Below are 26,266 nucleotides of genomic sequence, written 5' to 3'. Positions count from 1 at the left end.
TCGTCTATATTCGACAATTTTATATTTTATATCATTTTATAGGAAATAACTGCGAAAAATGATGAAAAATCTTGTCTGATACTTAAGCAGCTGCTTTTTTCTTTTTGAAGTTATTCTGAAACTCATGTTTTCTGACTTACGTTCAGAAGGTTTTTTTCGATTCGGCATATAGGATACAAACCGGATAGAACACTATTACTCTTAATAAAACACGGCAGTTCCTGCTTTATTAAAAAACAAAAAAGTACAGGCTGGCATTATGTCTGCTTCCCGCCTGTACTGAACTCTCTTTATTCTTTTCCTAAATCAAACGAAATCCGATCCGCCAGATAAAGCGAAACCGTTACTGTCCTCCCATCCTCCATCCTGTTTGGGCGCCGCTTACCTCTCTGCGCCCTACTCCACACTTACCCTGCTGTTGAACTTATCCAGGGCCAGGGCTGCAAAAATTCCCACCACGAAGCAGACCACATTTACTGCGCTCTGGGCCACTGTGATAAAACCGTCCACAGGGACTGTCATAATCGTCGCCGCTATGACTATTCCGATAATTCCATGGAAGGCCACAGAATAGTGTCTGTCAAACAGAGTGTTGATGGCTTTTGCGAGGGCGATCACAGTCACCAGCGCACCGATTCCTCCTGGGATGAGGATTCCCAGGTCAAAGTGTCCGATGCCGTCCACAAAGGGGGTATAGAGCCCTAAAGGCATCAGGAGGGTGGAAAAGCTCATTCCAGGAGCAATCACGCTGAGAGCCAGGCAGAAGCCGCAGAACAGATACCAGAAGAAGTTCGGGCTGATTTCCACACTGGTCATCTTAAGTCCGATGAGAAGCGCAAAGATCGCGCACATGCACACAATCATGGACACATAGGACGCTCTGCTTCTTCCCTGCTCTCCCGCCTCGCGAAACAGGGACGGAAGCATGCCTGTGATCAGACCGATGAAGAGGCACACCGACGGCGCCGGGTATTTTTCCAGGAAAAATGACAGCACATTGGCGATCCCCAGAAATCCGATGCCGCCTCCGATAAACACGGGGAGCAGCTTCGGAACGTGTGTCTTAAAGTTTGCGAAGGGGTTGGAGAGCAGCTCCATGATCGGTTTATAGATTCCGAAAATAACGCTCAGAACGCCTCCCGATATGCCCGGCAGCACTGCGCCCAGGCCTATCAAAGCCCCCTGAAGAACCCTGAACAGAGTTTTGGACAGGCTGAATTTTGAATCCTGCATTTCATTCATAGCTTTACTCCTTTATATGCGAAAGCGGCAGAACGCCTGCCGCTTTCCTCTCTGACTGGCTGATATTAGTCAAGGTCTATCATATAATGGCTTTTTCCATTCGTCAACTGGTTTCCGCCGGCAGAAGAAAAATATTGCAACATTCAGCCATGCGAAGATTAGGACAGGAAAATGCGTTGAAAGCGTGCTTTCATAAGAGTTTTCCTGTTCTAATCTTCATAAGGCGGACGCCAGACGCTTCTTGTCCGCTTAAAGCGGGCGGGGAAGCGTCTGGCATCCGCCTACAGCCCCATCAGGTATTCTCCCACCTCGTAGGCCAGCTTCAGGGCTGTGGGGAGAAGCCTGTCAGGAAAATAATTTCCGTAATTATTGACTTCAAAGCTGAAATACCCCTCATAGCCGATCTCCTTTAATGTCTCCACCGCTGTCTTCCAGTCCACAGTCCCGAAGAGGGGAAGAACATGCATCAGATCCGGATCGGTCATGCTGTGGGTATCAGAAACATGAGTGGCCTTTAAATGCTTTCCGATATAGAGAAGGGATTTTCTCTGATCCTGTTTCATAATATCTGCATGTTCAAAATCCCAGCAGATACCCATCCTCTCATCACCGAAATCTGTCACAAAGTCCACCAGCTCCTCGGGAGTCACGCCGTATTTCCGCCTTGGTGCAATGGCATAATCGCACATGTTTTCCACAGCAAAGGCCATATGGTACTGCTCCGTTTTCCTTAAAAGCTCTCTGAAATAGGCGATATTTTTTTCCTTTGAGGACTGTACCAGGGCAGGGCTGTCAAAGTCTGTTTCCGGGTGTGTCACACAGAGTCTGGAGCCCAGGGCGGCGCAGCAGTAGACAGAGCGCTCTGTCAGTTCTTCATGGCGCCTTCTCTCGCTCTCTGTCATTTCTGCGCAGAAGTTATAGGTGTAGGCATGACACTGGCCAAAGGTTACTCCCAGTTCATCCTTCTTTCTCTCAATCCCTGCCAGCCACCGCTCCCACCCGTCAGTCAGAAACGGGGAGTGGGGCAGAGACCAGTCATAGAAGCTGATGTCAAAGGTATCAAAGCCGGCCGCAAAGGCCATCTCCATCATGTCCTCCATCGGCATGATGCTCTTGTCCGGCCTTTCAAATACGATATTTGTAGATGTAGATAATTTCATATAAATACCCTTTCTGTGAGAAGTCTGATAAGCCGGTTCCAGTCATATTCCCAGGCTGCGCTTACATTCTGCGGGAGCGCTTTAAAACGCCCGCTGTTGCCGAACAGGGTCTGCCCTGTCGTATATTCCCCCTTTGTCTCCACCAGAACGCCTCCCCGGGCAGTTTTTGCCATGTCAGGGAAGGCTGTGAGAGCCACCGCCGCGCTGTCTACGAGAAGGCTTGAGGGATTTAAGCCATGCTCCAGATTAAACTGCACAGCCTGTCTCAGAAAGTCTGTCTTTTTTCCCTCTCCTGCCTCTGATAAAAGGCGGTCCATCATAGAGTCCTCCAGGCGTGAGGTTACATCAAGGCCGGCAGCCGTGATGGGGATCCCTGAGCCAAACACTGCAGAGGCCGCCTCCGGATCCTGGGCGATGTTCCACTCCGGTCTCGGGTTTAACCTTCCATGGTCGGGATTCAGTCCATATCCTCCCGAAATCGTGAAAATCCCTGCCGTCAGCCCTGCCGTTTCAGGGGCATTCTGCAGCATCAGAGCCAGGTTCGTCATGGGGGCCATAGAAATAATAAAAACCTCCCCGGGATGGGCCTTTATCATATCTCCCATCCAGCGGAAGGCCTCTGTTTTCTCCGGGCTTTTCTCCGGTTCCGAAAGCCCCGTGCAGGACAGCCCGTCCGGCCCGCAGTAGGCATCATCAAACTCCATAGGGCGTGAAAGGGGGGCTTTCGCCCCCTGCACAGCCGGAATCTCCGGCCTTTCGCACAGCTCCTGTATCTTCATAATGTTTCTGATGCTTCTGTCGGAGTCGCACACGCCATAAGCGGCTGTCATTCCAAGGACCTGAAGCTCCGGCGACGCCAGCGCAAGCATCAGCGCTATGGCGTCGTCAGCACTGGGATCCGTGTCAATGATCACCTTCTTCTGAATGGCTGATTCTGCCTTTTGTTTCTGAACGGCCTTCCCGTATTGATTTGTGTCAGTCATTCCTTTTTTCATCTAATCTGTTTTCCTGCCGTCTCTATTCCCCGTTTGCACGGTAGTAGTCATTGAAAATCTGGTTGCAGCCGTCAATAATCGCTGTCTTTGTATCCTCCACGGACGCCTCCCCGTTTCCAAACATCAGCATGGCATCCTTGATCACAGTGTCTACGCCGTCAGAGTTCGGCACAAACGGAGCAACTACATTCTCGCTGGTTCCCATGAGCACCTCGCCCGGAACGGCAAGCTGAGGAGTCTCTTCCATAGCCTTCTGGCAGCTCTCAAGCTCTGATGAGTTTTTGTTGACCGGAATGTAGCCTGCGCCGTCCAGCCACATAGCCTGAGCCTCCGGTGAGATCATATACTGCTCAAATTCCCATGCTGCATTTACGGTCTCCTCGTCTCCCCTGTTTAAGAGGAAAAGTCCTGAACCGCTGGGATAAGCTCCGCCGTCATCGGTGCTGTTTACCACCGGAATAGGAGCCACTCCCCAGTTGAAGCTGTCTCCCACCAGTTCCTTGATTGTCGGGATTCTGGAGCTGCTCATAATCGCCATGGCGTTCAGTCCCTGGGCAAACTCCTCGTTGATAGAGTCATTGGTAGGCTTGTAGGCTCCTGTGTCTACCACCTTCTGCCACTCTGTGAGGAAGGCTTCCAGGGCCTCCTCGCAGGCCATGGATTTCATTTTTCCGCTGTGTCCGCTCTCATTGTCTCCCAGGTAGGTACCCTGTCCCTGAGTTGCGATCCAGTTGCCCAGCTCAAACAGGCTGACTCTCACGTTCAGTCCGTACTGCGCATCTGTCTCATCCTTGAGAGTTCCCAGAATGGAGGCCATCTCATCGATGGTGGCCGGAACCTGGGCTCCTATCTGATCCAGATAGTCCTGATTGTAGTAGAGAAGGAGGGTGGAAACACTCCACGGCACGCCTGCAAGCCTGTCGTCGATTTCAAAGGAAGAGACTGCATTGGAAATCAGATCCTCCTTTGCCACGGAATTTCCCTCTTTGGAGAGCATATCCTCAGCCCACACAAGACGGTCATAGTCCCTTACAAGGCTTACGTGCTCTCCGTAAAGCTGAATCACATCCGGCATATTTTCCACATCGTCAGTGGACATGGCTGCCGTCAGCGCCTCTGTTCCCGGCCAGTTCTGAAATACCGGGGTTACATGGATCTTCTTTTCTTTTCCGATGGTCTCATTGAACTGATCCACCTGCTTCTGTGTGATCTCTGCATACACTCCGTCCATGGAATGCCAGAACACGACCTCCCTGGTTCCATCCTCGCTGACAGCTCCTACCGGAGAGCCTCCCTCAGAATTGCCGCCGGCTCCTGCACCGCAGCCGGTCAGGCTTAAAAGAGCAGTTCCCGCTGCGAGCGCTGCCGCCATCTTCTTTAACTTCATACTTTTATCCTCCTTATAATGGTTATATAAATTTACTCCTTTACAGCTCCGCTCATCATTCCGCTGACAATCTTCCTCTGGAAGAGCACGAACAGCAGAACCGTCGGCAGAAGCGCTATGATAACGCCTGCCATGACAGGGCCGAATACTGCTGACTCCCTGTCCTTTAACATGGTAATTCCCACCTGGATGGTGCGCATCTCATTCTGGTTGGTGACAAGCATGGGCCACACATACTGGTTCCACACACTTACAAAGGAGGAGAGGAACACAGTTACCATAATCGGTTTGCTGGCCGGAAGCAGCACCCAGAGAAAGAATCTCACATTTCCGCATCCGTCCACATAGGCCGCCTCCTTCAGAGATTTCACAAAGGACAGATAAAACTGCCTGAGCAGGAAGACGTTGGTGGCAGACACCAGAAAGATCGAGCACATACCCGCATAAGTATTGATGAGTCCCATGCGGCTGATCGTCGTAAAGTTTGACACAATCAGCACATCCGGCGGAATCATAATCGTTGCCATAGTCAGGGCAAACAGAATTTTCTTTCCCTTAAACTCAAAAAATGAGAAGGCAAAGGCCGCCATGGTGGCTGTTACCATCCTGGTCACGCTGCAGACAGAGGCCACAATAAAGGAATTGAGCATGTACCGGAGCAGCATGGTTCTGGAAAACGCCGTTCTGTAGTTCTCAAGAGTTACCTTGGGCGGAAACAGGTTCGGCGGCGATGAGAGCACGTCCTTCTGCTCCATAAAGGAAACAGAACAGGCATAGAGAATCGGAAACAGGATCAAAAGGGCGCACAGGATACAGACAGCCTGAACTGAAATATCCCACAGAGTCTTCTTTTTCATTGATAGTGCACTCCTTTCTTCTCCCATGCAAAGCCTGCCATAGTGGCTGCAAAGGCTATCAGAAATGCCACGATAGCCGCCGGATTTGCATTTGTATAATTGGCTGTTCCCGCAATCTGCTTGTAAATATACTGCATCATGGTGATCGTAGAGTTCTGAGGCCCTCCGTTTGTAAGCACGTTGGAAAGGCTCATCATCATAACGCTGAAGGAAATATCCGTGATAATCAGATAAAACATGGTGGGAGAGGTCAGCGGCAGATAGATTTTAAAAATCATCTGAAGCGGCGAAGCTCCCTCCAGGGAAGCGCTCTCTATAATATCCGGTGAAATTCCTCTGACAGCCGACAGAAGGAAGATAAAGGCATATCCCGTTGACAGCCAGATCTGGACAATGGAAATGGACAGCAGCGCAAACTTCGGATCGTTGAGCCACTGGATATCCAGTCCGAAAACACCGTTGATCAGGCCCAGGGACGGCACGTAGAGAAGCTGGAAAATCATCGCTGTCACAGAAGATGCCATCGCCATGGGAACAGCAAAGGACGCCTCGTAAAAAGCAGAGGTTTTGCGCCTCTTATTGGCTAAAAGCGCCAGCAGAAGTCCCAGAATCTTCGATGTGGGCACTGTCAGCAGCGTGAAGATCAGAGTGTTGATGATGGATTTCACAAACACCTTGTCCTCAAAAATATACGCATAATTTTCCAGTCCCACAAACCGCTTCAGATGACCGAAAGAATCTACGATAAACAGACTCTTAAATGCAGTCACAAGAAACGGATAAAATGTAAATACAGCAAACAGTATAAACGCCGGCAGAAGCCAAAGATAAGGCTCAGCCTTTTTCAATATAGGTTTTTTCACCGCATTTTCCCTCCAGAATAAAATGTCTGACCGCCTCAATGACGCCCTGAACGGTTTCGCCCCGGCAGACATAGTCTGCCCTCTTTTTCAATTCCTCTGCGGCATTTCCCACAGCGGCGCTCCATCCTGCGGCCTCAAACATGTCCAGATCATTGATATTGTCACCTACTGCCAGAATCTCCCCCGGATGAATCCCGAGGTAGTCCGCCAGCCGCCTGATGCCGCTTCCCTTGCTGCACCCCTCAGGCATGGCCTCAAAGCAGCGGTCATCGTACCGGACTACATAAATTCCATTTTCCCGCTCCTTTAAAAGCTCTCTTAACTCATCACATCTGCCCGGGCTGTCCGGATCAATGATCATGAGCTTCTGAAGCTCTATTGTCTCCCACTCATCTCCCTCCGGATGAATCACTGTTTCGTAGAGCCCCGTTTTTTCCGTCTGCCTGCGGGTGTAGTCATTCTGGCGGTAAACGCCCTCCGTGATCCCGTCGTTGAGAAAAACTGCCAGGCCCAGTCTGTCTGCCTCTTCGGCTACTGTCCGGACTGCTCTGCCGGGAAGAATCTCCTTCCAGATGAAAGCTCCTTTCTCATACCCTGCGGCCCCGTTTGAGGCAATCACAGGAAGGGTGATATCAAGGGCTTCCATATACTGTCTCATCATCCCCACCGGCCTTCCGCTGGCAAGTGTAAAGGCAATGCCTTGTTCTCTGAGAAGTCTGGAAAGCTCTTTCATGCCCTCTTCCATCACGCAGTCGTTCCCCACCAGGGTTCCGTCTACATCGCTGACAACCAGCCGTATCTTTGAACGCCTCTGTTCCATACTGCTTTCCCTCTCTTCATATATTCTGCTCCAATTATATTGAAATTTTCCCGTTGCGTCTTTCTCTCTTCCGACAAGTTTTGCCGTTTTTCCGACTTTTTTCTCCGTTCAATTTTACAAAAGCCATAAAAAAATGCTATTTATATTTACGTTTTCGAAATATAAATAGCACTTTCTGGACTTTATTATGTTTTTTCGACGTTTATTTCCCGGAATTTTTTTCTGTACTGCTTGGGAGTATATCCCGTTTCCTTCCTGAACATGCGGATAAAATGGGAAAAATTATCATAGCCTACCTCGGCGGCGACTGCGCTGACTGCAAGATCAGAGTGCTTCAGCAGGTGTTCAGCCTGCTTCATCCTCTTTTTGATGGCGTACTCCTTGACCGTCATCCCTGTTTCACTCTTAAACAATCGATTTACATAATCAGGATTCAGGTTCAGCTTTTCCGCAATCTCCCTCCGGCTGATACCGGATTTCAGATTTTCCTTGATGAGGCCTTTTATGCGTCCCGCCATCTCCTCCCCTCTGCCGCTTCCCTCCGGGAAGGACAGGCGGTTCATCAGCTCCATGCACCGTCTGATCCAGCTGCACATTCCGTCGATGGAATAGCAGGCAGTCTGATAATATTTATAGATCTCCGGATCTTCAAACAGCTGGTGTGCCTTCAGCTCCCTGTACTCCATACAGGCAAAAAACAGCTGAAGCAGATCCTGCTGAAGAATCCGGAAGCTCATCTCATCCAGCCGCTTTTTCTTTGCCTGTTCCACCAGAAACCGCCTGAGCTTCTCCAGCAGCCGGTCGGTCTGCCCTGCAAAAATCATCTCTCCCCAGTCAGATGGCAGGATCACCCTCTCCTTCCACTGCTTCTCCCCGCTCTCGCCGCATATCTGCTCTTTTTTCACATACTGAATGCTCTCCTGGCAGAGCACATCATCCTTGCTGAACCTGAGAAGCCCGGAATACGTCTTTTCCATCTCCTCGCAGAAAATGTTTTCACTTACATAGCAGAGGATCTGTGCGCCAAGCATCTCCTGACAGCGCTCAACCAGACGGGGGCCCACTTCCCGGAACCGTTCCCCCTCCCTTTCATCCAGGAGCACAACCACCCTGGTGTAGATCACAATGACCTGGCTGGTCTGGACATTCCCCTTTACGATCCCCTTGGCCAGGTTCTGGATGGCTGCCTGGCACAGTTCCTCCCCCCAGCGCTTCTGTACCTCTTCCACATTTTTTATTGTAATAAGTACCATGCGGCAGCGCGCGTCCTCGTCCAGGCGGATGTTGCATCCCTGAGCCTTCCTGCTGATGGTTTCCGGATCGTTTCTGACCCTTCCCAGGCAGACATCCTTCCAGAACAGCTCCTTGATGGCCATGTGGTTCTCCATCCAGCAGTCCCCGTAGTCTCTTTTAAGCTCTTCCTCCTGCTTCTCCTTATACCTTTTGATCACTCCTCTGGCTGCCTCCCAGAGTTCTGCCGCCTCCACAGGCTTTAAAAGGAAATCGCCGGCCTCCAGGCGAAGGGCTTCCCTGGTCATTTTCGGGCTGCACTGACTGCTGATGAGGATTATGCCTCCTCTGTACTTCTTCTGTCTCAGCTCCCTGAGGGCCTCGACTCCTTTCTCCCCCGGCATGTCTGCATCGCAGATCAGAAGGTCGAACTCCTCTCTTTTAGTCAGAGACAGAATCTGCTCCCGGCTGTAGGCCGAGGCGATCTCCGAGATATCTTCCGTTTTTTTCCCGAGGGCTATTTTCAGAGCGCGGATTGTGGCTCTGTCGTGGCTGATAATCATTACGCGCATGGTGTCTGTTCTCCGTTTCATACCGGCTGCCGCCTGCTTTTTCTTCCGGCTTTCCATATTTCTGCCGGTCAAAGGCCTTCGCAGCCATTCCATATGATTCGGTATTATTATAACCTGAATGCCAGGGCTTGACAATCAGACAGTCAGGGTCTCCTCCTATCCCCTGCCGGCCTTCTCTACCCCTCAGCCAGCGCGATAAAGCACTCATAGGGCCTGAGCCTTTTTCCTGCCGCAGCTGCGCAAAGGCCCTTCCCGCCAGTCTGCAATTCCTCTTCCTGAGGCTTTTTGGTATCTGCCTCATAGTTTCCAAGCAGCAGCCTTGCCCCTTCTGGTATAAGCCCGGCCGGAAGCTCTGCCTCCTCCCGGAAGAAATTGCAGACCACATAGATCTCTGTCTTCCCGTTTTCCTCCAGTACCCTCCTGTAGGCCAGAATCCGAGCGTCATCCCTGAGAAGGGCTTCAAAACGGCCTCTGGAAAGAACCGGAAGCTGTTTTCTCAGCTCAATCAGCTTTCTGTAATACTGAAAAACAGAATCTGGCTTTTCCCGATCCTCTGTATTAATCTCCCGGAAATTTTTGTTGACGCTGATCCACGGAGTTCCTGATGTGAAACCTCCGTTTTTTGTGCTGTCCCACTGCATGGGTGTTCTCGCGTTGTCCCTGGATTTTTTTCTGAGGCTTTCATAGATCTGCTCTGATGTTTTTCCCTTTAGCCTCAGCTCCTGGAATACGTTCAGCGTCTCGATATCGCGGTACTGGCCAATCTCTGTAAAACCGGCATTGGTCATCCCGATCTCCTCTCCCTGGTAAATGTAGGGCGTTCCCCGCAGGCCATGAAGGGCTGTGGCCAGCATTTTAGCCGACTGTTTTCTTAAGGAGCCCTCGTCTCCCAGCCGTGAGACGATTCTCGGCTGATCGTGGTTGTCCCAGAACAGAGCGTTCCATCCCCCTCCCTGTTCCATCCCTTCCTGCCATTCAAACAGATTCTTCTTCAGATCGTGAAACCGGAAGGGCTGAACCTCCCACTTGTTGCCTGAGGGGTAGTCGATTTTCAGGTGATGGAAATCAAAGATCATGGAAAGCTCCTGCTCTTCCCGTCTGGAATAGCGGATACTGTTGGGAAGATCGCTGGACGCCATCTCCCCAACGGTGATAATATCCTCGTGGGGGCCAAAGGTCTCACGGTTCAGCTCATGGAGAAATTCATGGATTCTCGCCCCGTCTGTGTAAAACCGGTGGCCGTCCCCCTCGAGATCGTCCTCATAGATCGCAGGCTTTGAGATCAGATTAATCACATCAAAGCGGAAGCCCTTCACACCCTTCTCAATCCAGAAGTTTACCACATCATAGAGCTCCCGGCGGACATTGGGGTTTTCCCAGTTCAGATCCGCCTGGCTCACATGAAACAGGTGAAGATAATACTCGTCTGTCCGGGGCAGGTATCCCCAGGCGCTTCCCCCGAATTTAGAGGTCCAGTTGGTAGGAGGGAGTCCCTCCTTCGTTCCCTTTTTGATAATGAAAAAATCCCTGTAGTAGGGATCGCCCTGGAGCGCCCTCTGAAACCATTCATGCTTAGTGGAGCAGTGGTTGAATACCATGTCCACCATCAGGCTGATCCCCCTCTTTCCTGCCTCACTCACCAGTTCATCGAAATCGTCCATGGTTCCATACATGGGATCAATGCCCCTGTAATCCGTAATATCATACCCATTGTCATACTGCAGAGAGGGGAAAAACGGAGTCAGCCACAGATAATCCACTCCCAGCTCCTCCAGATAGTCCAGCTTTTCCGTCACGCCTCTCAGATCCCCGATCCCGTCTCCGTCTGAATCCCTGAAGGACTTCGGATAAATCTGATAGACCACCTTATCTCCTAAATTGAGTTCCATTTTCTGTTCTTCCTTTCCTGAATCCTTCCTGTCCGCTGTCTTCCACTCCGTCTAACGGGTTCCGTAATTTTTCAGCTTCGTTTTTGACAGAATTACCGTAATTCCAAAAGCCAGCACCATATCAAGCAGAATGCATACAAGATACACTAATATCTTATCTCCTCTCATGGACAGAAACGCCGGGATTCCTCCAACTCCCACACTGTTGGCAATCACGCCGAACAGTCTGGAGATCACGCCCATGATTCCGCTGGCGAGCATGGCCCCGATAAACGGATACAGGTATTTTAAATTTACACCGAACATGGCCGGCTCTGTAACTCCCAGATAGCCGGAGATGAAGGAAGGAATACCAATCTCACGGATCTTGGCATCCTTTCTGTTTACAAATACAAAGGCCGCTACTGCCGTCGCCTGGGCAATATTGCTGAGGGCTACCACAGGGAAGGTATAAATTCCTCCCATGGTAGCGACGGTCTGAAGGTCAATGGGAAGCATGGAATGGTGAAGTCCCGTGATCACTAAAAGAGGGTATAACAGACCGTAAATTCCGCTGAACAGCCAGCAGAGAGAAGAAGAAAAGCCCGCCATGATAATCCCTGCCAGTCCGTCTCCAAGCATTCTGCCAAAGGGCCCTATTACTGTATGGGCCAGAAGCACCGCCGGAACCAGGGAACAGAACGGCACCAGAATCATGGAAACTGCATCCGGAATCCTCTTCTTTAAGAAACGGTAGATAAGTGAGAATACAATTCCCACCAGGATGGCCGGGATCACCTGGGACTGGTATCCTACCATATTGATGTGGAACCATCCGAAATCCCACATTTTCACAGCCTCCCCTGCCGCTTTGGCGGCCACAAAGTCGCTGGCCGGCATCAGCTGCGGGGAAACCAGAGTAATGCCGAGCACAATTCCAAGCATCTGATCGGCATTCATCTTTCTGCACACAGACCAGGTAACGCCCACCGGGAGGAAGGTAAAGATAGCCTCGCCAATCAGCCACAGAAAGCTGTATACACCGTTCCAGAACTGGTAAACCTCTGTCACTGACTTCGTTCCGCCCTCCAGCAGCTTAATATCTCCGATAATGTTGCGGAATCCCAGAATCAGACCTCCCACGATAATCGCCGGAATCAGCGGCGCAAAAATTTCGGCCAGATTGGCAACCGCTCTCTGCAGCAGGTTCATATTCCCTTTCGCCGCATTCTTGACCTCCTGCTTATCCACACCTTCCATGTGGCTCACAGCGGAAAATTCATCAAAAAATACAGAAACCTTATTTCCGATTATAACCTGGAACTGACCTCCCTGCGTAAAGCTCCCCTTCACACTCTCAAGAGCCTCAATTCCCTTCACATCCGCTTTCTTCTCATCTGCCAGGACAAACCGCATCCTGGTAGCGCAGTGGGTGAATGACACAATATTTTCCCTGCCGCCCACCAGCTCCAACAGCCTTCTGGCATCACCTGCAAACTCTGACATTCTGCTCCTCCTTTTCCCTTTTCTCCGGCAGGATTCTGCTGTTTCAGGCAGAGGCATAAGAGCCCTGCCCTTTGCTGAATCGTATCCGTTTTTCGTTTTAACTTATACGTATATGTTTGATTATAAATTATCATATCCGTATTTCTCCGTCAAGGAAAAAGGCATAAAAAAAAGACGCCCCTGCTATTTTCGGCGTCTTTTATAATTTATCACTTCTTTCTTTGTGCGATTTCCACAAACCGGAACTGATCCGGCCTGTGCCTTGACTCTGTGTACTGGAACAGCCTGTTATCCCTGGTATACGTATAGCTTCGTACAACAACCACCAGACCGTACTGCTTCAGATCCAGATACCTCCTGTCCTGATCCGTTGCTTCCTCCACCACAATCTCCTTGGCTGCATAGCCGATTTTCAGTCCTGCCTCCCCCTCCAGGTACTCATAGACCGACTCCCGGCAGGCTCTGAGGGGAAGGTTCTTCACAATGCTTCTCTTGAAGTAGTCGTGGTCGATAATGACCCTCTCGCCCCCTATCCTGCGCACCCGCACCAGATCATAGATCTCCTTCTCCTCGTCATCCTCAAACAGGCGGAAAATCAGCTCGGGGTCGGAGAGGATTTCCAGATTCTCAACCTCTGTCTCCGTCTTTCTCTTCAGCTGTGTGTTCAGCTCCTTAAAGCTGAGAATCTCCGCAAAGGGAAAATTCCCCTCCCCTCTTTCCATCACAACGGCCACGCGTCCTCTGGATTTCCTGATATAGCCCTGATTTTCCAGCATTCCCAGGGATTTTCTGACTGTGTCCCTGGAAACCTGAAACCGGCTCTGAAGCTCTCCCTCTGACGGAAATTCCTCCCCGATGGCATACTCTCCGCTCTCGATCTGCTTTTTCAGTGTATTGTAAACCTGTACGTATTTGCTGGACATACTGTTCCCTGACCTTTCCTGTTTGGTACGTATCTTCTGTCTACAATTTAACACCAGATGATAAAAAGCTCAACTGTTTTTGCTCGGACGCCTGATTTGAGAGATACAGCTTGCGGCTATTTTTTCAGATATTCAAGATTTACCGCATGCTCCGGCATCTGGCCGTTTATGACTCTTTCTATCTCTTTCGCCAGCATCGGCAGGATTTCATCGCCGATATCTGCGGTTCCCCCTCCCACGTGAGGCGTCACCACAATCCCCGGCGTCGTGAGGAGACTATCGTCTTCCTTCAGCGGCTCGTTTTCCACAACGTCCAGTCCTGCTCCTGCCAGCTTTCCGCTGCGCACTGCCTCAGCCAGCGCCTGATCGTCTACCAGGCCGCCTCTTGCCGTGTTGACGAGAATTGCCCCGTCCTTCATCTGACTGATCTCCTCTGCGCCGATCATATGGCGGTTGCTGTCTGTAAGCGGCACATGAAGAGAAATCACATCGGAGGTCTTTAAGAGCGTCTCCAGCGGCACATAGCGAAGCCCAAGCTCCTGCTCCCGCTCTGGAGACAGGCGGAACGGGTCATAGTACTGAATCTCCGCTCCAAAGGCCTGGGCCTTCTTTGCGGTCTGACGCCCGATATTTCCGGCTCCTATAATTCCTACCAGCTTTCTGTTCAGGGTATAGGACTGATTGATATAGGTGTTTTTGCTCCAGACACCTTTTCTCAGACTGTCCATGTGATCGATGAGATGGCGTCCTACCGCCAGCATCAGCATAACGGCCAGCTCCGATACCGCCGGAGCGTTGGCGCCGGGCGTATTGGCCACCACGACACCGTTCTTTCCTGCCGCTTCAATATCCACCGAGTCAAAACCGGCTCCCCAGCGGATAATCATCTTTAACCCCTTGTTCCTCTCGATAACATCCTGCCTTGCCTTGAAGATCCTGAGAACCATAATTTCGGCATCTGTCATCTTCTGATACTCTTCCTCTGTCTCCACCTTTGTAAGTGTGCAGTCCAGATTTTCAAGCATGGTTTTCAGTCTTTCATATGTATGAGCCGGATAATTGCCGGCCAGCACAACCTTTGTCATATTTCACCGCTCCGTTTCTCTATATTCTGACTAGCATTCTGATCCTGTTTTATAACCTGCTGTCTCTGTTCTCCAGATCCTCCGCCTTCTCTAGCGAAGTTTGTCGGCTGTCTGTTCCATCAGCTCCTTAGACGGGCTCTTCTTGTCGATTTCCGATACCTCGCAGATAAGCCTGAACAGATCGACTCCCTTTTCCTCTGCCACAGCCTGGAAGGTCTTTACAAAGCTGGAGTGGCAGCCGCTGTAGCCCAGAACCACGTCAAGAGGCTTCACCGGGTTATGATAGCTGTGCTTCTCCATAGCCGGCTCCAGTCTGTTTTTGATGAAGCTTAACATGCCGTACAGATCGATTTCCTCCATCTGTCCCAGCCTTCTCATCATGGCGGCGCAGATCTCTGTCGGCAGGTTTCCTGCGCTTCTGGCCATTCCCATCAGGCCGCAGTCCAGAATATCCGCCCCGTTCTCAAAGGCGGCGATGGCGTTGGCAGCGGAAAGCCCCAGATTATTGTGGCAGTGGAAGGCTACCGGGATCGATACAGCCTCCGACAGCTTTCTCGTGTACTCGGCTACCTGCTCCGGAAGCATGGTTCCTGCTGAGTCCATGATTGTAATCTCGTCAAGACCAGCCTCCTCCAGCCGCTTTCCCTCCTCAGCCAGCTCGTCGGCTGTCAGAAGATAAGCCTTCATGGCTGAATAGTAGGCTTTCATCCCTCTCTTTTTAATGTCTGCTATTGCCTGCAGAGCGATGGATCCGTCTCCGGCATCGGCTCCCACCCTCAGGAAGGCCAGGCCGTTCTCTGCCGCCATATCTACGTATTTTTCCCTGTACCGCTTTGCGTTCAGGAACATTCCGATCTCGCTGCCCCTGTTCAGATATTTTTTCGCGATTTCCAGATACTCGCTGTCTGTCAGCGCATTGGTAAAGCCGGCCACCTCATAGGCGCCGATTCCGCCTGCGTTTCCAAACTCGATGATCGGCACTTTGCAGGAGGTAAGCCCGTCAAGCACCATATCTGTAATCTCCGCCGAAAATCCCTTGCCTACTACATTTGCCCCGTCTCTCAGGGTGCAGTCCATTAACTGAATTTTTTTCTTATTACTCATCTCTGCTCTCCTGTCATTTCCTGTAAATTTTGGCTTCGCCAATCTTTTTTTTCTTCTGTAAATATGGTATCATCCTCATATAACAAAGTCTAACAGTAATTTTTTCTTATCTTAACAAGTCAAATATTGTGATAATGGTTTTACCAGACTGCTCATGTCTGCAGAGAAAGCCAGGGGACACAGAGAAACCGGCTGCGAAAAATCAGCGCTTGGCTGGATATTCTCCGGCCAGTTCCCGGAACAGGAGGCATTATGAATCTGAAAAGTATCGAATATTTTCTGTGCGCAGTGGAGGAGATGAATATCACGCGGGCGGCCGAGCGCCTGTTTATCAGCCAGCAGGCTTTGAGCAGCCACATCAAGCGGCTGGAGGAGGAGTACGGCGTCTGTCTGTTTGAAAGGCGTCCCTCCTTCCACCTGACGCTGGAGGGGGAGCAGATGGCTTTTTACGGACGGCAGATCCTGGAGGCGGAGGCAAAAATGAAGGCAGCCTTCTCTGATATCAGCGAAAACTGCCGCGCTACTCTGAACGTGGGAATCTCCCGGCTGAGAGGAGGCGTGTTCTTTCCTCTTATCTGGAAATTCTACCACCCGGAACACCCGAATATCTCCATTGAACTGACCGACGGCAACAGCGCCAGACTCGACGAACTTCTCCAGACGGGAAAACTGGATCTGTATATCGGCATCGACACCCCTCAGAGCCCAAACTTAAACCGCATTGAGCTTGCCAGGGAAAAGGTGCAGTGCTGCTTTTCCATCCCCCTCTTAAAGAGCTTCTATCCAGATTCCTGGGAGGAAATCCTTATGGATTTTTCCGCTGAAAACGGGGCGGATCTGGAGCGGATCTCAAGGCTCCCTTTTATCACGCTTCGTCCGGGCAACCGGCTGAGAAAGGGGATTGATCAGTTTTTCTCCCGCCTTTTTAAACCGCAGTTTGCCCTGGAATGCGATGAGCAGAGCCTGGTCTACGAGATGGCAAAAAGCGGGGCCGGCGCCGGCCTCCTCTCCCCTGTGGTATTCTACGAACACCGGTACGGATCAGACGACGGAAATCCTGATTTCCATGTATTCCCCATTGTAAATAAGATCCCGGAAAACATCCTCTATCTGGTTTACCGGAAGGACTATCCGCTTCCCCAGTATGCCATGGATTTCATCCAGGACGCCTCCATGGTATTCCGAAGCTACTCCAGGACCATCGCAAAGCACTATTCCATCAAAAAAGAAAAGCAGTAGGAATCTCCCGTTTTTTTCAACAAAAAAAGGCAGAGCGGAGAGAAGCCATCCGCCGTTTTTATGTAAACGACTCTCTCCATTCTGCCTTTTATCTTTTTCTTCCTGTCTTCTGTCTTAGTCGCCGGATTTCCAGTGGAACACATAGCTCATCAGGAATGCGGCGATGGCTGCCAGAGAACACATAATGCAGACCGGCGCCTCAAGATAATCCTGAGCCCACAGCGCAAGGCTTCCATTGACAGTCACAACTGCCGCCGTCTGTACCACGATATAGCACACGCCCAGAACGACCGCCGCTGCAATGCAGAGGACAAATATAACATTCAGCAGTTTTTTCATCTCTATCACCCTCCTATCAGCGGAAGAATTCCCAATCCCACCAGCACTCCTACCAGCACAATCGGAATACAGTAGTGGAAAATCAGAGGCTTAAACATTACGCTCACATCCTCAACTCCGGCAATACTGCTGGACACGAAGATCGGGGAGGACATAGGCGGGGAAGCTCCCTCTGTGGAAGCAAAAATCAGGTAGCAGACTACTGCAGTTACCGGCGATACTCCTACGGCAACCATGGCTGAATACGCTACCGGCCCGATGCTCACAGTAGTGGAAGTCGCGTTGAGCGGTCCTGCCACCAGGGCAATGATAAAGCCGATAATCAGAAGCATAACCACTTTCGGGAAAGTGAGAGATGCCAGGATGACAGTCAGCTCATCTCCAAATCCCGTCTCTGTGAGGGCATTGCTGCCGGCCATGGCGAACAGGGAAACAGCTCCGCAGGAACAGCATGTCTTTGCGGAAGAGCTGACCAGTTCAAACCATCCTTCCTTTGTCTTCGGGAGGAACCTGCGTCCCTCAATCATACAGATTGCCATAATAAGAACCGGAACCCAGATGATAATGTTCATCGCTCCGACTGCATCCTCTCCGAAGGAAGCAACCGTCTCCAGAACTTTTCCGACCGGCCCTGTGATAATTACAAGAGGAATAGCGATTCCCAGGAACATGAAGAGGGAAGATCCTCCCTTTTTCACAGCCTTTCCCAGGCTCTCGATACGATCCTTCGGCACTGCCGGAATGTGGTACTTGGAAACATAATACCTGGTCAGAAGCAGACGGTAAACCAGAGTCCACAGTCCGCCGCACAGCAGAGCGAAGTAAAGATCTCCGGCTTTCACCGTTCCGGCCACTGCCGGGAGTCCCAGCATCAGGAACATGGATGAGGACGGCGGGATGCAGATTCCGAGTCCTGCGTTTCCTGTGTTCATTGTGGAGGCCACTTCTTTGGGCCATCCGGACTCCTTCATCCATGGGATGGTAATGGAGCCTACCGTTGCGGCGTTGGCGCTGCTGGCGCCGGAAACCATGCCGAACAGGGCGCTGGCGCAGGCTGACACGTAAGCCGGGCCTCCTCTGAACCTTCCCAAAATAGAGTTTAAAATATCCACCAGTCTGTGGATGATTCCTGTCTTCATCATGATGGATGACATAAAAGTAAACAGAATAATCGCTGCCATGACATCCTGTGTAACTGCATCCTTCAGGCTCGTCACAAAAGTCTGCGGTACGGTTCCGACTCCGTTAAAGGCACAGACAATCACCAGACCTATCAGCATAGCTTCCGCTATGCTTCTCTTTAAAAGCAGGTACCAGATCATGACAAATATGATATACACCAGAAAAGCTGTAATTCCGATTCCTATCACGTTTTCTATCCCTCCCCTTTTGTATTTTTTCCAAATGCTCTGTTCTTTGGACAGCTTAATCATATCATTGTGCTATCCCAATATCCAACAGTATATTTTTCAGTTTTTCACAATGTTTATGTTGTGTTTTATCCCATTTCTCTGCAAGGTGGGAGGGAAGATTTCATCTCTTTGCGTTTCTGTACACCGGCATGCCTGCGATACTGCAAAGAGGGCTCCGAGCCTTTTACGGCTCGGAGCCCTCTTAGTCTAAGATAATAACATAAAAATATCTGCTGTTTATACCCTTTCGTGCATTAATCCTCTGACTCTTTCTTCTCCCTGAAGACATAGTGGTACAGAAAACACAGCAGCCCGCTCACGGATGCTGCCGGAAAGATTACGCCGGTCACCCTCTCGAAAGCAATCATCATCTCAGGCTGCCCCAATACCAGGCAGAGGAACTGGCCAGCCACATAGATGCAGCCTCCCAGGAAAAAAATTAAAAATCCAATTAAAATAAGGTTCTGATACAGCTTCTTCATCATTTTCCATCAACCTCCTTAATGTGGTACCGGCAGGATTCCGAGACATACCAGCGCAGCAATGGCTGTAATTGGAATGACAAACCATGTGATAAGCGGCATAAATATCTTCGGCGGATCACATTCCGTCAGCCCACAGGCCACAAACAGAGCACCTGACGCAGGCGGTGATGCCCCTTCTGTAGAAGCCACTACCAGAATTGCCGTTGCGGCCGCCAGAGGATTGATTCCCACAGATACAAGAATTGCATGGGAGATCACACCTATGGAGGTGAGCGTCGCTGTGGAGGAGAGCGGACCCGCTACCACGGCAATCAAAATCAGGATAATGACAACCGTTGCAATTTTAGACAGGCTCAGTGTATTGAGAAGAGCCACAATATCATCGGAGAGACCCAGATTGCTGATAATGTTGCTGGCAGCAAATACAAACAGCAGAAGTCCTCCTGTGCTGGAAAAGTGCGGAATCAGTTCCTCCACAAACTGCGTTCTGGAGTGGAATTTCTTTTTGATGTCCTTCCAGCCAAGTCCCAGGATCACCACAATCATAAGGATCGGAATCCACACGAGAATGTTAACACTCTCAATAGCCGCAGCCCACACCTCTGAGCGTCCTGAGATGAACTCGGAGAGAGGTCCCATGTTGAGCGCTACCGGAATAATAGCTCCCAGAAATAAAAGCAGATTCTTTCCTGAGCTTCTGAGCACAGACCCCCAGCTTTCGTTGGAAGCGGATTCCGGCAGCACAATTCCGTTTTTCCTGATCACATAGTGAATATAGAGTACTCTCCAGATTACCTGGTAAATTCCCGTGATAAACAGGGCAATGTAAAGCTGTCCCTCAGAAACAGCGCCTGCCACTGTGGGAAATGCCAGAACAATGAACAGGGATGAACTGGGCGGAAAGCCTGCTCCGAGTCCTCCGTTGGCTGCAATCAGCGTGGCTGCCTGCTCTTTTTTCCAGCCAGTGCTTAAAAGCCACTGAGCCGTAAAGGCTCCCGAGGTCGCTGCATTCGGCGTATTTCCTCCTGAGAGCATTCCCAGGAATGCGGAAATAGCTGTGTTGACATATGCCGGACCTCCCTTCATTCTTCTGAACAGGCGGTTGAATATCTTCAGCATCCCCTCCAGAACACCGGTGTTCTGGAGCAGGAATGACATAAAAACAAACGCCAGGGATGCAAAAAGCACCTCATAGCTCAGCGCATACTTAATTCCTCCGAGCAGAAGCTCAGGTGCCTGTCTGCCGCCAAACAGAGCAACGACAATCATTCCGATAAAAGCAATTTCCCCGATGTTGCGCTTAACAAAAACGCTCCAGACGAGAATCAGTAAAATAAAAACCAGCATCGCTGCAAGACCTTGGCCCATTGCGATTCATCTCCTTCCCCTCTGTATCTCTTTCCTGATTTTTCTGTCAGTATTTTATCTCCGCCTGAGGCTGGCGAATTTCCCTCTGTCTATTCCTCCTCATAAGCTCTGTCGATAATCTCTACCTGCTTTTTCACCAGAGTGTCCTCTACCCACTGTCTCTTGGAGGTTCCGTTCTTTGCAGCTTCCACCTTTCCTGCATCCAGCGCCGCATACTTCTTTGCCGCCTCCAGGATCTCCGGCGCATCCTTCCTCGGAATCACGATCACTCCGTCCCTGTCCCCCAGGATAATGTCTCCCGGCATCACAGCGATATTCCCTATAGAAATCGGCACGTTCACCTCTCCCGGTCCCTCCTTGTACGGGCCTCCCGGTGTGGAGCCGGTAGCGTACAGCGGCATCTCCATCTGAGACAGCTCCTCTATATCACGAATTGGGCCGTCCAGCACAATTCCTGCAATCTTTCTTGTATAAGCCCCGTAAACTGCCATGATCTCTCCCATAAGAGAATGGGTTCTGTCCCCATCGTTGGACACAATGATGACATCCCCCTCTCCTGCCATGTCCAGGGCCTTGTGGAGCATCAGGTTGTCTCCCGGACGGGCCTTCACAGTCAGCGCCGCTCCTGCCATTGCCTGCTTCGGGCTGCTGATCAGGCGGATCTCACTGCTCAGCGCACAGGATCTCCCCATAGTATCGGCCACGTTTGCCGCCGGAAGATTCCTGAATTCTTCTACTAACTCCCTTGCCGGAAGGTTTCTCTTTAAAAATACTCTGTTTCCTACGCTCATCCTGTCTCTCTCCTTTTCTAATTTTTCTCGTTTCTCTTTCTGCTCTATTCTCCCGCTTTGTCTGTCTGTTCTGCCTGCCCCTTCCCGGCCCAGCCTTCCTGCTTCACCATATCTCTCATCGGCGGCACCACAAACTCCGGCTTCCGGCCTGACAGATAATCATCAATTCCCTGGGCACAGATCAGCGACGCTCTGGCAGATGCCTCCTTCGTCGCTGCTCCGATATGGGGCGCTGTCACTACATTGTCCATCTCAAGCAGCGGATTATCCTTATCGATTGGCTCCTGCTTCAGGACATCCAGCGCCGCACCTGCGATCTCTTTTTCGTTCAGCGCCCGGATCAGCGCCTCCTCATCCACCACGCTTCCTCTCGATGTGTTGATCAGGAACGCGGTCGGCTTCATCAGGCGGAATTCCTTCTCTCCCACGCTGTTCACTGTCTCCGGGGTGGCCGGCACATGGAGGGATACGTAATCTGCCTTCTCAAACACCTCCTCGCGGCTCTCTGCCACCTCTATGTAGTCCGGCAGCTCCTTTGCGTAAGGATCAAAGGCAATTACCTTCATATCAAATCCGAGGGCCGCCTTCTTTGCCACAAGGCCTCCGATATTTCCCACTCCGATGAGTCCCAGGGTCTTTCCGTTTAATTCATGCTTCTCCACGTTAAACTTCGCGAACCGGTAGTCGTCCCTGTACAGCTTCTGAACCAGCTTGAAGTTTCTGGAACAGTGGAGTATATAGAACACGGCCAGCTCTGCCACGGACTGGCTGTTGGCCTTCGGCGCATAGAGGACTAAAATTCCCTTTTTTCTCGCCGCCTCCAGATCCACTCCGTCGAAGCCTGCCCCGTGGCGGGCAATGACCTTCAGCCTGTCGGCTGCCTCAAGGATCCGGTCTGTAATCTTGGCAGTTCTCACAATCATGGCATCGCAGCCCCTGATATCCCGGATAATGTCCTCCTCCTCAAACCCGGAGCCGTCCACCAGCTCATATCCCCTCTCAAGAAGGTACTGTCTTCCTGACTCTAAAATCGGCTGCGGAAGTAAAATCCTAAAACTCATATCTCCGATTCCTCCTTTTGTTTTTTTCTTCTCTGACAGAAAAGTTATCTGCAGAATGCCTTTTCCCCAGCTGCACTTACTGTCCCCCCATAAGACTGCCTCTCCAGAAATTATCCGGTTTCAGATAACGTTTCCTTCTATCTATTGAGCAATACCCATGCCAACTTTTCTCAAAAACAGCCATTTTTCTTTCAATTTCTGTTTCGCTCCCCTTCCGGTGCCCCAGCATCTCCTCTTTCACGGAGTTCTCTTGCCGCCCGGCTTTTTCTCCCACTGCCTGTATTTAAACGGACATGGGACAATATGTGCTGTATTTCTGAGTTTTTTCCTGATGAAGTCCTTCTCTTATTATCCCTTTCTATTTCATTTGATTTTATTTTTTCACTTTACAAACCGAGACAGTTTATCTATACTTAAATCAATATTTTATTTCATATATGAAATATTTATTTCAAAATAATATTGCAGTAATGAAACATTATCAAATCTGTTCAGAGATTCCTCTAATGTTTTTATTGTTCAGATAACACTGGTTTTAAAAAGCTGAAGAATATTGCAAAGATTGCTGTGACAGGGAGAATTGCCATGAACCATACCTTAACAACCATAAACCATCCGTCGGACATTGTCATTTTCGCGGCCTCAGAAACCTTTGCTGAGGCCGCAAGGAAAATTATCGCTGAGAGACACCTGGAAAGCCACATTTCCGTAACAGAAGCCACAGGCGAACAGACCCTGAGCTGTGCACTGGAATATGCCCGGGCCGGAAGCCGTATTTTTATCTGCCGGGGTCGCAATACCAGCCTGATCGAGCACCATGTATCCGTGCCTGTCATCAATGTCCCCTATCTCTACGAGGAAATCTACAGCTCTTTTGAGGCAGCGGGAGCTCCTCCCGAGCAGGTGGCTATGGTAGGCTTTGACAAAGCCCATGACATTATGCGAACCTTCCGGCGCATCTCCGGCCTGGACGTACAGCTCATTGAACCCAAATCGCCAGACACGATCATGGATGAGCTTAAAACAGCTTTGCGGCCCGGCACGGAGGCTCTGATCGGCGGCTTTTCTGTCAAGAGAGCCATTGAGGCAATCCGGGAGCTGGGACTACGCCATATCCCCCTCATGGTAGAGCCATCCAATATCTCTCTCGCCATTGACAGCGCTCTGAGCATTCTTTCTTCTATGGAGAGAAAGGATGAATATCTGACCACCATATCCACTACCATCAACAGAATTTCCAATGCAGTGCTGAGCTTTGACACCTCCGGCAGTCTTTTGTTCTCCAATGAAACGGCAGAGCGGATGCTGCCGACTCTCAGGGAATGTCTGTTTTCAGGTGAAGCGGAGAGTTTTCTTCATATTGGCCGCCGACCCATTGAGGGAAAGGCCAATCTCCACAAAAAACAGCAGATTCTCCGCCTGGGCGGAAAAATTTATGTGGCCGAATACCTGCCGGTGATTGTGAGCAGAAGGCTGAAAAGCATTGTAGTCATCGTCTCCAGTGAAAACAGCATCCAGTCTGCCGAAAAGCGACTGCGTCTGAGCAAAAGCGAGAGGGGATACACAGCGAAAAGTCATTTTGAAGATATCATCGGGGAGAGCCGTGTTCTGAAAGACACCATCCATCTGGCCAGAAAATATGCCCGCTCCCAGAGTTCTGTTCTCATCACCGGGGAAACGGGCACCGGAAAGGAACTGTTTGCCCAGAGCATTCACAATGAAAGCTCCCGGGCGGACGAGCCCTTTGTGGCCATCAACTGCGCAGCTCTTCCCCAGTCTCTTCTGGAAAGTGAACTGTTCGGCTATGTGAAGGGCGCCTTCACAGGTGCCAACAAAGAGGGAAAAATGGGAATTTTCGAGATGGCTCACAGAGGGACTGTTTTTCTGGATGAAATCGGAGAGATGGATTTGAACGTACAGGCAAAGCTCCTGCGCGTTCTTCAGGAGAGAGAGGTCTGCCGCCTGGGCGATGACCGGATCATTCCGGTGGACATCCGCATTATCAGCGCCACCAATAAAAATCTGTATGAGCTTGTGGAACAGAAGCTGTTCCGGGAGGATCTCCTGTACCGACTCAACGTGCTTGAGCTGAACCTTCCTCCCCTCAGGAGCCGCACAGGCGACGTCCCCCTCCTTGTAAATGCTTACATGAAGCGGCAGAACCGTCCCGTCACCTTTCTCCCCGACGCCATGGAGCTGCTCTCACGGGAACCCTGCCCCGGCAATGTGCGCCAGCTTTTTAACCTGCTGGAACGGATCGTCACACTGTCCGACGGCAGGGAAATCTCGGCTTCATGGCTTAAAAACATCTTCTCCTTCTCCGGGAAGACCGAACCGCTTCCAGGCCTTCTGGAAGATACAGTGGGAAACTGCGAACAGACAGAAATTGAACACGCTCTGAGAAAAAATCATGGGAACCGTGCAAAGACGGCAAAAGATCTGGGTATCAGCACAGCAACCCTCTGGCGGAAAATGAAAAAATATGGCCTGTTTTCCCAATAGTCCCACCCATCCGAAATTAAATGATATAGGATTTACCATTCAAAAGCACCGTGCACGTTCATCTGCAGACAGCATAAAGTTCTGGCGCACGGTGCTTTTTGCAGTTTCCCTGTTCGGAAACCTTCTGTCCTCCTGCTCCCTCTTCTTTTGTTCGGCCTGCCACCCGTCTCTCACTTTCAGATATTTACCACAATTTTATCTGATAAATTTCATATTTTTCTATGCAGAAGCGTGTAATTTTATCGCTATGAAGTGTGAAACTATGGAAAATTACACATATTTTTCCAATCTTTATCCTTTTCATTGTTCCTTATTTATAGTAAAATATTTTTACGCGACTTTTTACAGTATTGATTTTATCAATACCAGACAAACAATATGGAGGGAACAAATATGACAACAATTCTTCTTGGAATGGGCCTGCTTCTCCTGACTCTTGCCGGCTTTTCTCTGTTCAGCATGAAGGCTCCAAAGGGTTCCGTGGCCATGTCGGGGCTGGCGAACGCTGCAGTGGCCACCTTCCTTGTTGAAGCAGTACACAGGTATATTTCCGGTGACCTTCTGGGAATTGCCTTTCTCGGCGAAATCGGCTCCGTAGCCGGAGGCCTGGGAGGCGTCGCTTCCGCTATTCTGATTCCCATCGGGATGGGTGCCAATCCCCTGTTTGCTGTAGTTGCAGGTGTGGCGGTAGGCGGTTACGGAATCCTCCCCGGATTTATGGTCGGATACCTGACCGGATTTCTGGCCCCTCTTATCGAAAAGTACCTGCCAGCAGGCCTTGACACCATTCTGGGCGCTCTGGTTCTGGCTCCCATTGCCCGAACTATTGCCTTTTTCACGGATCCGGTTGTCAATGCAGCCATGGGCTATATTGGAAACACAATCACAGCGGCAACGGAACAGTCACCGATTCTGATGGGCTTTCTGTTAGGCGGTATTATCAAGATGATCTGTACCTCTCCGTTGAGCTCCATGGCCCTCACTGCCATGCTGGGACTGACAGGCCTTCCCATGGGTATTGCAGCCATTGCCTGCTTCGGCGGATCCTTCACCAATGGTCTTATCTTTGCCCGCCTTCATCTGGGCAATAAGAGCAACATCGCAGCCGTTATGCTGGAGCCTCTGACACAGGCCCACATTATTACAAGGCATCCCATCCCTATTTACGGCTCCAATTTCTTCGGCGGCGGACTGGCCGGAATAGCCGCTGCCATGCTGGGCATTATAAACAATGCGCCCGGAACTGCATCGCCGATTCCGGGACTTCTGGCTCCATTTGCTTTCAATCCTCCCGGAAAGGTGGCAACTGCGCTGGTGCTGGCTGCTGCAGGCGGCTCTCTCGCCGGATTTGTGGGAAGCATCGTATTTAAGCGCTTTGACGAGCAGAAAAACTCTGCCAAGACGGCATAGCCTGACAGCTTCCGCCCTGATTTCGTGAAAAGCTGCTCAAAAAAAGA

General features: G+C 50.6%; 22 protein-coding genes. 3 read left to right on the top strand and 19 right to left on the bottom strand.

What is annotated here, in order from left to right; translation table 11 throughout:
• Positions 1-396: 396 nt before the first annotated feature.
• From LK436_RS03145 to LK436_RS03085, 13 genes are all read right to left on the bottom strand, one after another.
• Positions 397-1,242 (bottom strand): DUF368 domain-containing protein, encoded by an 846-nt coding sequence (locus tag LK436_RS03145; RefSeq protein WP_008396897.1) that lies wholly within the window; start codon positions 1,240-1,242, stop codon positions 397-399.
• A gap of 281 nt (positions 1,243-1,523) precedes the next feature.
• On the bottom strand, positions 1,524-2,402 hold the full coding sequence (locus LK436_RS03140) for a sugar phosphate isomerase/epimerase family protein (protein ID WP_008396899.1): 879 nt from the start codon (positions 2,400-2,402) through the stop codon (positions 1,524-1,526).
• Positions 2,399-3,397, bottom strand: a complete 999-nt coding sequence (locus LK436_RS03135; protein WP_008396901.1) for a nucleoside hydrolase — start codon at positions 3,395-3,397, stop codon at positions 2,399-2,401. Before LK436_RS03135 ends, LK436_RS03140 begins: the two co-directional genes overlap by 4 nt.
• A gap of 22 nt (positions 3,398-3,419) precedes the next feature.
• The gene (locus LK436_RS03130; protein WP_008396902.1) at positions 3,420-4,784 is read right to left on the bottom strand and encodes an extracellular solute-binding protein; all 1,365 of its coding nucleotides are present in this window, start codon (positions 4,782-4,784) and stop codon (positions 3,420-3,422) included.
• 32 nt (positions 4,785-4,816) lie between these two features.
• Complete coding sequence (locus LK436_RS03125) at positions 4,817-5,641, bottom strand: carbohydrate ABC transporter permease (protein ID WP_008396904.1); 825 nt, start codon at positions 5,639-5,641, stop codon at positions 4,817-4,819.
• Complete coding sequence (locus LK436_RS03120) at positions 5,638-6,504, bottom strand: carbohydrate ABC transporter permease (RefSeq protein WP_021966815.1); 867 nt, start codon at positions 6,502-6,504, stop codon at positions 5,638-5,640. The genes LK436_RS03125 and LK436_RS03120 overlap by 4 nt, the downstream gene beginning before the upstream one ends.
• Positions 6,476-7,324: an HAD family hydrolase gene (locus LK436_RS03115; RefSeq protein WP_008396907.1), complete on the bottom strand. Its 849-nt coding sequence runs from the start codon at positions 7,322-7,324 to the stop codon at positions 6,476-6,478. The genes LK436_RS03120 and LK436_RS03115 overlap by 29 nt, the downstream gene beginning before the upstream one ends.
• A 185-nt stretch (positions 7,325-7,509) precedes the next feature.
• On the bottom strand, positions 7,510-9,147 hold the full coding sequence (locus LK436_RS03110) for a helix-turn-helix domain-containing protein (protein ID WP_021966817.1): 1,638 nt from the start codon (positions 9,145-9,147) through the stop codon (positions 7,510-7,512).
• A gap of 155 nt (positions 9,148-9,302) precedes the next feature.
• Entirely contained in the window at positions 9,303-11,015 is a 1,713-nt protein-coding gene (locus tag LK436_RS03105; protein WP_008396909.1) for an alpha,alpha-phosphotrehalase, read from the bottom strand.
• 51 nt (positions 11,016-11,066) lie between these two features.
• The gene (gene treB / locus LK436_RS03100) at positions 11,067-12,500 is read right to left on the bottom strand and encodes a PTS trehalose transporter subunit IIBC (RefSeq protein WP_008396910.1); all 1,434 of its coding nucleotides are present in this window, start codon (positions 12,498-12,500) and stop codon (positions 11,067-11,069) included.
• Between the two features lie 209 nt (positions 12,501-12,709).
• Entirely contained in the window at positions 12,710-13,423 is a 714-nt protein-coding gene (gene treR, locus LK436_RS03095; RefSeq protein WP_008396911.1) for a trehalose operon repressor, read from the bottom strand.
• Between the two features lie 116 nt (positions 13,424-13,539).
• Positions 13,540-14,508: a 2-hydroxyacid dehydrogenase gene (locus LK436_RS03090; RefSeq protein WP_008396912.1), complete on the bottom strand. Its 969-nt coding sequence runs from the start codon at positions 14,506-14,508 to the stop codon at positions 13,540-13,542.
• A gap of 90 nt (positions 14,509-14,598) precedes the next feature.
• Positions 14,599-15,612 (bottom strand): 4-hydroxy-2-oxovalerate aldolase, encoded by a 1,014-nt coding sequence (locus LK436_RS03085; protein WP_008396913.1) that lies wholly within the window; start codon positions 15,610-15,612, stop codon positions 14,599-14,601.
• Positions 15,613-15,864: 252 nt separating this feature from the next.
• On the opposite strand from LK436_RS03085, the gene LK436_RS03080 reads away from it, so the two are divergent.
• Positions 15,865-16,851, top strand: a complete 987-nt coding sequence (locus tag LK436_RS03080) for a LysR family transcriptional regulator (protein WP_118751105.1) — start codon at positions 15,865-15,867, stop codon at positions 16,849-16,851.
• A 114-nt stretch (positions 16,852-16,965) separates the two neighbouring features.
• On the opposite strand, the gene LK436_RS03075 is transcribed toward LK436_RS03080, so the two are convergent.
• From LK436_RS03075 to LK436_RS03050, 6 genes are all read right to left on the bottom strand, one after another.
• Positions 16,966-17,190: a cobalt ABC transporter substrate-binding protein gene (locus LK436_RS03075; RefSeq protein ID WP_118751106.1), complete on the bottom strand. Its 225-nt coding sequence runs from the start codon at positions 17,188-17,190 to the stop codon at positions 16,966-16,968.
• A 5-nt stretch (positions 17,191-17,195) separates the two neighbouring features.
• A complete protein-coding gene (locus LK436_RS03070) occupies positions 17,196-18,560 on the bottom strand; it encodes a TRAP transporter large permease subunit (protein WP_227910163.1) in 1,365 nt (454 codons plus the stop codon).
• A gap of 296 nt (positions 18,561-18,856) precedes the next feature.
• Positions 18,857-19,087 carry a hypothetical protein gene (locus LK436_RS03065; RefSeq protein ID WP_008396919.1) on the bottom strand — a complete coding sequence of 77 codons (231 nt, stop codon included), beginning with the start codon at positions 19,085-19,087 and terminating at the stop codon, positions 18,857-18,859.
• A gap of 15 nt (positions 19,088-19,102) precedes the next feature.
• The gene (locus tag LK436_RS03060) at positions 19,103-20,455 is read right to left on the bottom strand and encodes a TRAP transporter large permease subunit (RefSeq protein ID WP_008396920.1); all 1,353 of its coding nucleotides are present in this window, start codon (positions 20,453-20,455) and stop codon (positions 19,103-19,105) included.
• A gap of 89 nt (positions 20,456-20,544) precedes the next feature.
• Positions 20,545-21,246: an RraA family protein gene (locus LK436_RS03055; protein WP_008396922.1), complete on the bottom strand. Its 702-nt coding sequence runs from the start codon at positions 21,244-21,246 to the stop codon at positions 20,545-20,547.
• A gap of 44 nt (positions 21,247-21,290) precedes the next feature.
• Complete coding sequence (locus LK436_RS03050) at positions 21,291-22,307, bottom strand: hydroxyacid dehydrogenase (protein ID WP_008396924.1); 1,017 nt, start codon at positions 22,305-22,307, stop codon at positions 21,291-21,293.
• Between the two features lie 585 nt (positions 22,308-22,892).
• On the opposite strand from LK436_RS03050, the gene LK436_RS03045 reads away from it, so the two are divergent.
• Together LK436_RS03045 and LK436_RS03040 are read left to right on the top strand one after the other, a co-directional pair.
• Positions 22,893-24,809, top strand: a complete 1,917-nt coding sequence (locus tag LK436_RS03045) for a sigma-54-dependent Fis family transcriptional regulator (protein ID WP_008396929.1) — start codon at positions 22,893-22,895, stop codon at positions 24,807-24,809.
• 393 nt (positions 24,810-25,202) lie between these two features.
• Positions 25,203-26,219: a PTS sugar transporter subunit IIC gene (locus LK436_RS03040; protein ID WP_015544077.1), complete on the top strand. Its 1,017-nt coding sequence runs from the start codon at positions 25,203-25,205 to the stop codon at positions 26,217-26,219.
• Positions 26,220-26,266 lie beyond the last annotated feature (47 nt).

The sequence above is a fragment of the Clostridium sp. M62/1 genome (assembly GCF_020736365.1).
GTDB lineage: Bacteria > Bacillota > Clostridia > Lachnospirales > Lachnospiraceae > Otoolea > Otoolea saccharolyticum_A.
Note: the sequence above shows the minus strand (reverse complement) of the source record. Positions and strands in the feature narration are given on the sequence as shown.